Source organism: Corynebacterium sp. HMSC074C03 (assembly GCF_001838285.1).
GTDB classification, from domain to species: Bacteria; Actinomycetota; Actinomycetes; order Mycobacteriales; family Mycobacteriaceae; genus Corynebacterium; species Corynebacterium amycolatum.
The window spans coordinates 23,132-34,035 of the sequence record NZ_KV836244.1 but is presented as its reverse complement, the minus strand read 5'-3'; the positions used below and the strand labels follow the sequence as shown (position 1 = coordinate 34,035).

The window sequence follows — 10,904 nt, the reverse complement described above, 5'->3', positions numbered from 1 at the left end:
AAGTGGTGATGCATTCACCGCCTGAACCTACCGGCCTGAAACTGTCATAAACTAAGTCAGTTTCACATTTGCAGCCTGTAGTCATACATGCAGCCTGCATTCGTACAGGCAGCCCCCAATTTTTGTGGTTGCAATTTTTAGGGTTGCCCTACTTGCGGAATCGCTGCTTAAACTCGTGACCAGCCAGGCGACCAATCTCCGACCCCAGGTTTTTTACCTGCTGTGAGCGGTGCTTGAATCCCCATTTGGTGACCTGCAGCAGAGACTGCTTCACAAAGCTGCCATCCATCTTGGACTCGCCGTACTCGCGCTCAGTAAAGGTGATTGGAACCTCTTCCACCAGGAAGCCCGCCTGCACAGCCTCAAAGGCGAGCTCGGTCTGGAACAGATACGCAGCCTTGCCAATGTTCTCGAGATCGAGGGTCTCGAGAACTTCCCGTCGATAAGCACGGTAGCCAGCGGTGATATCCGAGATTCCTGCGCCGAGCGCCAGCGAGATGTAGAGGTTGCCGCCGCGGGAGAGAACCTGACGGCTCATTGGCCAGTTGACGGTCTTGCCTCCCGGAATGTAGCGGGAGCCGATGACGACATCGGCGCCGTCGTCGAGCTTCTCCAGCAGCAGATGGAACTGCTCTGGTGCGTGGGAGCCATCGGCATCCATCTCACAGAGAACCTCGTAGTCGCGCTCGAGACCCCAAGCGAAACCCGCGCGGTACGCACCCCAGAGACCGCCCTTGCCCTCGCGGTGCAGGACGTAGATGTGCTCTTTCCCGTTGTTGTCCGCCTTGTCAGCGGCAGCGATTTCATCGGCGAGCTCACCGGTGCCGTCTGGTGAAGAGTCATCGACAACCAAAATGTCGACGCTCGGCTCCGCTTCGCGCAAGCGTGCGATCACGCCCGGCAGGTTTTCCCGCTCGTTGAAAGTGGGAATGACAACCAGCGTCGACTCATTTAGGGCAGTCACTCGTGATTCTCCTTAGTGCATGTTCTGCTCAGTATCCCGGCCATCAACTTCATCTGCGCCTACCCTGGCATCTCCGCCACGGCGACGCAGGACGGCACCGACCACACAAAGAATACCGAATGCAGTCAGTAGACCTTCAATCCACGTCCCGAAGCGGGCTGCAAAAGTCAGGTGGGAGTACTGCGGCAAAGTCTCGGTGAGTACCTTCTGCTCGAAGATTTTGCTCTGCTTTACGACGTCTCCGTGCGCATCCACAATAGCGCTCACACCGCTGGTTGCGGCGACAGCCGTGGAGCGTTGGAACTCCATGGCTCGCATGCGGCTCATGGCCAGCTGTTGGTAAGTCATATCGGTGAAACCGAAGGTGGCGTTATTCGTGGGTGTGGCAAGCATAGTTGCGCCGTGGTTGACCGCGTTGCGGAAGGCCCCGTCGAAGACCACTTCGTAGCAGGTCGCCAGGCCCAGGTGGACCTTTTTTAGACCATCGGTGCCAGGTGTTGTGACCACAGCATCGCCGTTGCCCGGGGTCATGTCTCCGGCGTGAGCGACCATGTCGGAAAAGTGACGGAGTAGTTCGCGGAATGGCATGGTCTCGCCGAAGGGCTGGAGATAGATTTTCTCGTGCTGGTCGCCGGGGCCGGTCTTTGGGTCCCAGACCACCATGGTGTTTTGCACCCCATTGGTGTAGGTAAAGGTGCCGACCACGATGGGGGCGCCAATATTCATCGCGGCATTTTCGATAATGCGTGCCGCTTCCCCATCCGTAAACGGGCTGACATCGGAGGAGTTTTCAGGCCAGATGACGATGTCCGGCTGCTGTTCCTTACCTTGGTGGACACGTCGTGCCAGTTCATTGGTGGCATCGGAGTGGTTTTGCAGTACTGCGCGGCGCTGGGCATTGAACTCTAAACCGAGGCGAGGAACATTGCCCTGGATAACCGAGACACGGGCGTTGTCAGCGGCCGTAGGTTCAGGCAGTGGTTGGGTCCACGCAGGAAGAGCCCAGCCGACGAATAACGCTCCCACCAAAAGCGCGGCGGAGGTTGCGTAGGAACGTAGCGTGAGCGCGACCAGTCCCGCACCAACGCAAGCAGCGAGGAAAGTGACCAATGCGGTACTGCCGATTGCCACTGCTGGGGCCAGCGGGCCGTCGACCTGCCCCCAGGCAACGCGGAGCCAGGGGAAGCCTCCGAAAGGCCAGCGGGCTAGTAGCGCCTCCCCTGCCACGAGCGCAGCGGCCATGCCAGGGAGCTTCAGCGCGAGGGGGAAACTGGATTGGGCAATCAGCCACATCGCAAGCGCCGCCGGAATTGCGAGGAGACCCAGCACAATTGAGAGCGCCACGTAGGGGCCAATACCGACGAAGGAGCCGATCCACGGCAGTGAGAAAAGCGCCGTCGCTGTTGCCCAGCTGAAGCCCACCACTACGCTGGATTTCCAATCGGCTGCGCAGAAGAAGGCAAAAATGAGCAGGGCGAGGCCGACCCAGGCGGTCCACCACCAGCTCAGGGGTGCGTAGCTTAAGAATTGCAATCCACCAGCGAGGATTGCAATGAAGGCGAGAAGGAGGCGCTGCTTTAGTGGGGTAAGCGCGCGAAAGCGCGCCTGCCAGCGACTCGGATTCTCCGGAGTGTCTTTCGAAGCGTCTTTCGGAGCAAAGTCCCCGTGCTCGCTGGAGCGCGCTTGACGGTTAGTGTGCACTTGTATAAAAGAACTCTCTACGTCCGCGAGTATTCGAGTTAGCGCTTGTCGCTGTCGTCCTGGTCATGATCCCAGGCGTTGTCCGGCGCCGGTGGCACGATTTTATCCTGTGGGAAGCTCTTGCCATCCGCGCCCGGGAAACCACCAGAGAATCCAGGGAACCCCGAAAAGCCGCCAGCACCAGCGCCAGCTCCTGGAGTACCTGGGTTCATGCCGTACTGAGAGACCACCATCATGCTGCGGTCACTGAAGTTGCGGAGTCCGTTGAGCAGCGCCACCGATCCGCTCTTACGAATCAGCCAGCGAGTCGGCGGTAGCACCATGAGGAAACCAACAACGGTGGTGACGACGCCCGGCAGGGCAATCAGCCACGAGCCAACCAATAGAATTGCCGAGTCAGCCACAAAGTGTCCCGCGCCCTTTGCCGAGCGCTTGATTGCCTCCTCCGGATGCTTCTGTCCGTACTCGGTAAGAGTACGAGAAGTATCCAGCAGCAACTTCTGGTAGATGCGCTTGAACTCGATAGCGGCGAAGACCAACCCCACAATGAACAGGCCCAAAACCAATAGGACGGTCCAGCCGTAGCCAATCCATTCACCGAGTGCGATAAAGGCCGCAATCTCGACAATGAGGTAAATAATTGTGAACCACTTGCTCATAGTTCCCCAGTGTAACCGCCACTAGATGAGCAAGTGGTTAGGGCTATCGGCCGGTTCTCTTGTCGTCATCTAGCCGGCTGTAGCGGCAAGTTAGATGGCGACTGGCGCTCGCCTACCGGTCAGCTCGCTCCTCTAAGTCGCCCTCTGTATCCAGGTAGGTCTGGCGCAGCAAATCCATGCGTTCCTGGTCGGGGTTTTCCCACATACCGCGCTCGGCGGCCTCCATCAGGCGCTCGGAAATATCGTGCAGAGCCCACGGATTCGACTGTTCAAAGAACTCGCGGTTTTCCGGGTTCGCAACGTACTCGTCGGTAAGCGTTTCGTACATCCAGTCATCCATGACCTGTGCCGTCGCGTCGTAACCGAAGAGGTAATCGACCGTTGCAGCCATTTCGAAGGCGCCCTTGTAGCCGTGATTACGCATGGCTTGCATCCAGCGTGGGTTGACTACGCGGGCTCGGAAGACACGTCGCGTTTCCTCGTGCAGGGTGCGGGTGCGCACGGCGTCCGGGCGCGTGGAATCGCCCACATACGCCTCCGGAGCGGAACCCGTCAGCGCACGGACCGTGGCAATCATGCCGCCGTGGAACTGGAAGTAGTCATCGGAGTCGGCGATGTCGTGCTCACGGGTATCGGCATTCTTCGCGGCAACCTGAATACGGCGGTAGGCCATCTTCATATCGTCAGCAGCCTCTTCCCCATCGACGCCGCGACCATAGGCGTAGCCGCCCCAGGTCGTGTAAACCTTCGCCAGATCCGCGTCATCGCGCCAGGAACCGGAATCGATCAGTTGCAGCAAACCAGCTCCATAGGTGCCTGGCTTGGAACCGAAGATACGGCGCGGACGCTCCTGCTGGTCGGCCTTCGCATGGGCGCGCACGTAGTTGTCCTCATCGGATTCATCAAGCTTGACGACGAGCTGAAACGCATCATCCAAAAGGTCGATAACATGCGGAAACGCATCACGGAAGAAACCGGAAATACGGACGGTCACGTCAATGCGCGGGCGACCCAGTTCCTCCAGCGGAATCGGCTCAAGGCCGACGATACGGCGAGATGCGTCATCCCACACCGGATGCACACCAATCAGCGCGAGCACCTCGGCGATGTCATCGCCGGAAGTACGCATGGCGGAAGTGCCCCACACCGACAGACCAACCGACTTGGGATACTCGCCGTGGTCGGCGCGATAGCGCTCAATGAGACCATCGGCGAGGTTGACACCGGTTTCCCAAGCCAGGCGCGACGGTACCGCCTTGGGGTCTACCGAGTAGAAGTTGCGGGCAGTCGGCAGGACGTTGACCAGACCGCGCAACGGCGAGCCGGAGGGGCCAGCCGGAACGAACTCGCCGTCCAAGGCCGAAAGAATGCGCGGGATCTCCTCGCTGGTAGCGGCCAGCCGCGGCAGGATTTCGTCGCGGGTGAACTGCAGCAGCTCGACAACCTGATCGAGGCCGTTCGGTGCCGCGATATCGGAAAATTCCTCGGAGCCGAGAACATCAGCCGCGATCTGTGCCACTGGTTGGTCAGGATTCTTCACCACGGCAGTCACCAACGCTGTAGCCAGTGCGTCGATGGAGTCCACAGTGTGGCGCTCGTCGGTGCCGTCCTCGGCCAGGCCGAGAGCTTCACGCAGGCCCGGCAGCGTCTGCTTGCCTCCCCACAGCTGGCGGGCGCGCAGCATGGTGGTCACAGTGCCGATCAGGGATTCGTCTTCCGGTGCCTGGCTGAGTACGTGGAGGCCACCGCGGATGGCGACGTCCTTAATCTCACATAGCCAGCCGTCGACATGCATAAGCATGTCATCGAAGACCTCCTCGTCCGGGCGCTCGTCCCAACCGAGGTCGCGGTCCATCTTCGCGGCGGTCAGCAGCGTCCAAATCTCTTGGCGGATAGCCGGCAGCTTGGCTGGGTCCATGGCGGAGATGTTCTGGTGCTCGTCGAGAAGCTGCTCCAGACGGGTGATGTCGCCGTAAGACTCGGCGCGGGCCATCGGCGGAATGAGGTGGTCGACAAGCGTGGCGTGAGCACGGCGCTTGGCCTGTGTGCCCTCGCCCGGGTCGTTGACCAGGAAGGGGTAAATCATCGGCAGCTCGCCGATGGCCGCATCCGGGCCACAGGAGGCGGAAAGACCGACGGTCTTGCCCGGCAGCCACTCCAGGTTGCCGTGCTTGCCCATGTGAACCACGGCATCGGCGCCGAAACCGCCCTTCGACTGCGGCAGCGACAGGAAGCGGTAGCAGGCCAGGTAGTGATGCGTCGGCGGCAGATCCGGGTCGTGGTAGATACCCACCGGGTTGTCACCGAAACCGCGTGGTGGCTGCACCATGACCACGACATTGCCGAAGGTCAGGCCCGCAATGTAGATGTCCTGGGTATCCGGGTGGACGTACAGGGTGCCCGGCGCGGCACCCCACTTGTCCTGCATGTCGGAGCGGAGTTCCTCCGGCAAGGTAGCGAAGAACTTCTCGTAGGTGGCAGCGGGCAGGCGGAGCTCGGCTGCCTCCATGACCTCTTCGGTCAGCCAATCCGGGTCCTGGCCGCCGGCATCGATGATGGCGTGCATGAACGCATCTGGTTCATCGGCGCCATCCTCGGCGGTGGCATATCCGGGGATTTTGGTGGTGTCGCCGAGGTTGTATCCGGCGTCGGCAAGCGCGTGTAGCACCTTCAACGTGGATGCTGGTGTGTCCAGGCCGACGGCGTTGCCGATGCGGGCGTGCTTGGTCGGGTACGCAGAGAGCATGACGGCGACGCGCTTGTCGGAATTGTCGATGTGGCGAAGTGCGGCGTAACGGGTGGCGATGCCGGCGAGGCGGTCGCAACGCTCGAGATCTGGAACGTAGGAAATGAGCTCGTCGGAGTCGATTTCCTTAAACGAGAACGCCACCGAGATGATGCGGCCGTCGAATTCGGGGACGGCGACCTGTGTTGCGACGTCCAGTGGTGACAGGCCCTCGTCGTTATCCTCCCACGCCGCCTTGGAGGATGTCAGAGCCAAACCCTGGATGATGGGGATGTTCAGGTCTGCGAGTGCGGCGACATCCCAACCGTCGTCGTCCTGACCGGCCTGCGCGAGTGCCGGGCGGTTGCCGCCAGCGGCGAGCACCGTGGTGATGAGCGCATCGCAGGAAGCCAGCTCTGCCAGCAGTTCATCGCTGGCGGTGCGCAGGGACGCGGCGAAGATGGGCTTGGCGACGTAGTCACGAGCCTCGACTGCGTCAGCGAGCGCCTCAATGTAGTGCGTATTTCCAGCCAGGTGTTGGGCGCGGTAGTAGATAATGCCGACGGTGCCACGGGAATCTTCCGTGGCCACCTTGGAGCCGCGCTCCAGGAAACCCCAGACCGGCATGCGAGTGGGCTCTTCAAAGCCAAGACCGGTCAGAAGCAGGGTGTCCGACAGGAAATTGTGCAGCTGTACGAGGTTTTTCGCACCGCCTTCCGCCAGGTAGATGTGCGTTTGCGTGGCGACGTTTGCGGGAACTGTCGAGTACTCGGTGAGTTCGGCATCGGGCGCCTGCTCACCCGAGACGAGGACGGTGGGAATTCCGGAGCTCACAAAGTAGTCGATGCCGGATTCCCATGCGCGGCGGCCACCGAGAAGTCGGATGATGACGACATCGGCGCCGTCGGCAAGCGTGGGCAAATCATCGTCGAGCAGACGCGCCGGGTTTGCCCAACGGTAGGACACCTCCGGGTTGGCCTGAGCGGCCGCGCGGGCGGACAGAAGGTCGGTATCCGAGGTCGACAGCAGCAGAATCACGGTGTAGTCATTCACTTCCTGGGGAGCAACGCGTCCCCGGTCGGCGGGAGTCTGCCTTCTAACCGATGACGAGGTCTGACTGTGACAGTGGCGCGACCGTGCGGATTTTCACCGAGCTTCTCGTCAGCGGTATGGCAGTGGATTTCTCCATCACTCTACTGCAGCGTCTATTGCTCGAGTTCCAGCGACTGCTCCGCCGGCTGTTCCGGGAAGTGGGACCAGAGGAAGTCGGTGGCATTAGTCAGTTCCGCGAGCATCGGAACGACATGGTTCAGACCCGTCTTCGGCAGTAGCGGCGAAGTCGTGTTTTCGACGTACTCCAGGTCGGTGAAGCCGAGATTCAGCCAGGCATCACGTAGCTTGCGGACCTGGTTGATGGGAATGATGTCATCGTGCTCACCCGAGTAGAGGTACACCGGGGCATTCGGCACGAAGTTGCCGACGCGCTGGCGTGCCAGTTCCTTCTGTACCGGCTCGTAGCGCTTAATTAGCTCACTGAGTGACTCTCCGCTGGTCGTGTACTGGTCAGTGGTTTCAAACGCGTGATGGAAACCCAAGCCGCCCGCGCAGTAGTTGCCCACGTTGTCCAGCAGGTTCTTGCCCTCGGGACTGATTTCTTCTTCGAGGACGCGGCGCAGCTCCGGATCTTTATCCAGGACAGAGTTGATTGCCAGCGCAATCGCGGCGGTCAGTGTAGTGCCATCAATTTGGTCGAGGACGTTTGCGAGATCGGACGGCGGGCCGCCGGCGGCAGAAGCGGCGACGTTGAGCTCCGGGGCGTAGACACCTGCGCGTTCAGCGGCGGCGGCTGCTGCGGAGCCACCCTGGGAGTAGCCATAGATTCCCACGGGCGCCTTTTGATCCACGCCTAGCTCGTGGGAGGCAGACACGGCATCAAACAGCGACTGTGCCGAGGCGATATTGTCGACGTAGTCCTGGTTGCCCTGGTCATTGCGGTGGTGGTCAATCATCACCACAGTTGCGCCTCGCTTCAAGTTCGCGACCATCGGAATCGTCTCGTATGGAGCAATAATGTCCATCGGACCGAACTCAATCTTCAACCCGGTCTGCGATGAGACCGACGGGTCGCACTTTTCCGCGCCACCCTGCGTACCCGGCGCGATCGCCACGACCGGACGCGGACCGCTGCCCTTCCACTCTGTCTTCGGAGTTACCACAATGGCCGTGTCCACACTGGGATTGCCGAGGGAATCCGTGGAGTTGTAATGAATACGCTTGGCATCCACATTCCACAGCTTGTCGTTCACCATCATCTTGGCATCCTCGCTGCTGACCAGCGTGCCAGCATTTGCCGCGCGCGACGGGGTCAGCGGCAGAGAATTCAGCGGAGAGGCTGCGGCCACGCGTGCCTGTTCCGGTGTTAGCTGCTTGCCCGTGCCCTCGCTGCCTGACTGCTCATCGTCTTTCTCAATGCCGAGTAGCCTCTCCACATTCGGGTTCGGTACATGACCGAAACCAGGCAATTCGCGGTTTGCACTTGACGACGACACCTTATCCGTCAGCCCACTATCTGACAGGCCCGGCACGCTTAGTGGCTGAGCGTTTGCAGGTGTAGCCAGCCCGATGGTCATAAGCCCCGCAAGCGCTACCCCGATTCCCGTTCGGCTGGTGCGACGGTTTCGTCGTGAAGCAGAGTGCGTCTGGGTCGAGGCATGGCCGGTGCCGACGGTGTCGTGTGCGCGTGCCTCAGTGTCGTGATGTGGCATGAAATCTCCTGAATAACCTCAGATTGAAAAACCCCAATGAAGACTTCCCTTAATTCGGAGGAAGTTAGGTTATGGAAATAATAAGGTTTTAAAAAGGTAAATCGGTGGATTTAGTGAAGAATTTGTATATTTTTTGCACGGGGCTATCAAAACTCCACTTCAGAATGGTTTCGTTGGGCTGAAAAGGTCCGGATAATGAGCCCCTGTTTTCGGGGGCTCAGCTCTGTGCGTGTTTGCGTATTCTTGGAAGTATGACTGCATCTGATCAAGGAGCTCGCACTCGTCAGGACGGCTGCCCCGGCACCCGAAAGGTTCATATCGCAGCTGATGGCGCAATTGGTCGCCTTCGCTTCCCCGGAGGTTTTCTCCCCGCGCCGGGCTTTGCCGTACTCGCCGATCTGGCCGAAAACTTCGGTGATGGCGATATTCACTTCACTTCCCGCGGCAATGTTCAGATTCGTGGCATCACCAACACCGGCGCATTCGCCGATGCCGCAGAAGAAGAGAAGCTGGTTCCCTCCACGAGCCACGACCGCGTGCGCAACGTTCTTCAGTCGCCACTGTCCGGTCGCGTCGGCGGTAATGCTGATGTCCGCGACTTGGTTCAGGATTTCGACGCGGCGCTCATTGCGGAGCCGTCTCTGGCAACACTTCCTGGCCGCACGCTCATGGCTCTCGACGACGGCCGTGGTGATGTCCTTGGTGAGCGCCCCGACTTCGGCGTTGTCGCCCACGATGAGAACACGTTCGAACTCATCATTGGTGGCGCGACCTCGGGGCTTATTGTCTCGCGTGACGACGTCGTGGAGGCCCTCATCACCACAGCCAAGGTGTGGAATGACAGCCGTGGCTCGGCCTGGCGTATCGCCGAAGCAGATGCGGCCGAGCGCGTTGCCGATGCCGTAATCGAGAAATTGGGCGCGCGGGCCCGCCGCCAGGAGCCGACCCCGGCCGAGAACTTCGATGCCACCGCCGGGCTGTCCCGCCAGATCGGTTGGATTGACCAGCCGGATGGGTTGGTTAGCCTGGCCGCTGGTCTGCGCTTTGGCGTCCTCCCGGCGCGTTTGGCCCGAGCTATCTCGCACACGCAGGTTCCAGTCCATATCACTCCGTGGTATTCGCTGATTCTGCACGATTTGGAAGAGGAAGTTGCCGAACAGGTCGTCAAGGTTTTGGCGCCCAATGGCCTGATCTTCGACCGGAAGTCCACCTGGCTGCGCGTCAGCGCCTGCACCGGTCGCCCCGGTTGCGAAAAGTCGCTGGCTGACACCCGAGGTGATGCCGCTCATGCAATTGCCGATGACCGCCTGCCCGAGGGCCGCGTGCACTTCTCCGGTTGTGAGCGCCGCTGTGGCAAGCCCAAGGGTGGTTACTTCGACTATCTCGCCACCGGGGACGGAGAATACGAAGTCACTGCTGTGGACTAGGCTTTAAGCCTATGAAGCGCTTTGAGTACAACACCGACGGTGCGGATATTTACCGCAACTCATTTGCCATCATTCGCGAGGAAAGCGACCTTTCCCGCTTCGACGTCGATGAGGAAACCGTCGCCGTCCGCATGATTCACGCAGCGGGTCAGACCGACCTGGCCAAGGACATCGTCTTTTCCACGGGAGCTGTGCGCGCAGCTCGCCAGGCTCTCGAGGATGGCGCTCCTATCTTCACCGATGTCAACATGATCGCCTCGGGCATTACCCGCAAGCGCCTGCCCGCTGACAACGAGGTCATCTGCCTACTGCGTGATGAGCGCGTCCCAGAACTGGCTCAAGAACTCGGCACCACTCGTACTGCTGCTGCCGTGGAGCTGTGGAAGCCTCGCCTCGAGGGCGCGGTCGTCGCCATCGGCAACGCTCCCACTGCCCTCTTCCACCTGCTCAACCGCATCAATGAGGGATTCTTCCCCATGCCCGCTGCCATTTTGGCCATGCCAGTCGGCTTCGTCGGTGCTGCGGAATCCAAGCAAGCCACTATCGACTCCGGTGCTGAAAACCCGGAGCTGAAGTACATCACCGTCACCGGCCGTCGCGGTGGCTCGGCTATCACCTGTGCTGCCCTCAATGCCATCGCCACCGCAAAGGAGATTCTCTAAA

At 60.4% G+C, this 10,904-nt stretch carries 7 protein-coding genes; 2 read left to right on the top strand and 5 right to left on the bottom strand.

The window, feature by feature from the left end; all coding sequences use genetic code 11:
* Window positions 1–148: 148 nt before the first annotated feature.
* The 5 genes from HMPREF2847_RS08340 to HMPREF2847_RS08320 form a co-directional block, all read right to left on the bottom strand.
* Entirely contained in the window at window positions 149–964 is an 816-nt protein-coding gene (locus HMPREF2847_RS08340) for a polyprenol monophosphomannose synthase (RefSeq protein ID WP_070852111.1), read from the bottom strand.
* Between the two features lie 12 nt (window positions 965–976).
* Window positions 977–2,665, bottom strand: coding sequence for an apolipoprotein N-acyltransferase (lnt, locus tag HMPREF2847_RS08335; RefSeq protein ID WP_070852110.1), 1,689 nt, complete (start codon window positions 2,663–2,665; stop codon window positions 977–979).
* Window positions 2,666–2,703: 38 nt separating this feature from the next.
* Window positions 2,704–3,324: an FxsA family protein gene (locus HMPREF2847_RS08330; RefSeq protein ID WP_070601419.1), complete on the bottom strand. Its 621-nt coding sequence runs from the start codon at window positions 3,322–3,324 to the stop codon at window positions 2,704–2,706.
* 112 nt (window positions 3,325–3,436) lie between these two features.
* Window positions 3,437–7,087, bottom strand: coding sequence for a cobaltochelatase subunit CobN (cobN, locus tag HMPREF2847_RS08325; protein ID WP_070852113.1), 3,651 nt, complete (start codon window positions 7,085–7,087; stop codon window positions 3,437–3,439).
* Window positions 7,088–7,254: 167 nt separating this feature from the next.
* Window positions 7,255–8,814, bottom strand: a complete 1,560-nt coding sequence (locus HMPREF2847_RS08320) for a lipase family protein (RefSeq protein ID WP_070852109.1) — start codon at window positions 8,812–8,814, stop codon at window positions 7,255–7,257.
* A gap of 251 nt (window positions 8,815–9,065) precedes the next feature.
* Here HMPREF2847_RS08320 and cobG point away from each other — a divergent pair, with 251 nt between their 5' ends.
* Together cobG and HMPREF2847_RS08310 are read left to right on the top strand one after the other, a co-directional pair.
* Window positions 9,066–10,241, top strand: a complete 1,176-nt coding sequence (gene cobG / locus HMPREF2847_RS08315; protein WP_070852108.1) for a precorrin-3B synthase — start codon at window positions 9,066–9,068, stop codon at window positions 10,239–10,241.
* Between the two features lie 11 nt (window positions 10,242–10,252).
* Window positions 10,253–10,903: a precorrin-8X methylmutase gene (locus HMPREF2847_RS08310; RefSeq protein ID WP_070852107.1), complete on the top strand. Its 651-nt coding sequence runs from the start codon at window positions 10,253–10,255 to the stop codon at window positions 10,901–10,903.
* The last annotated feature ends 1 nt before the right edge of the window (window position 10,904 follow it).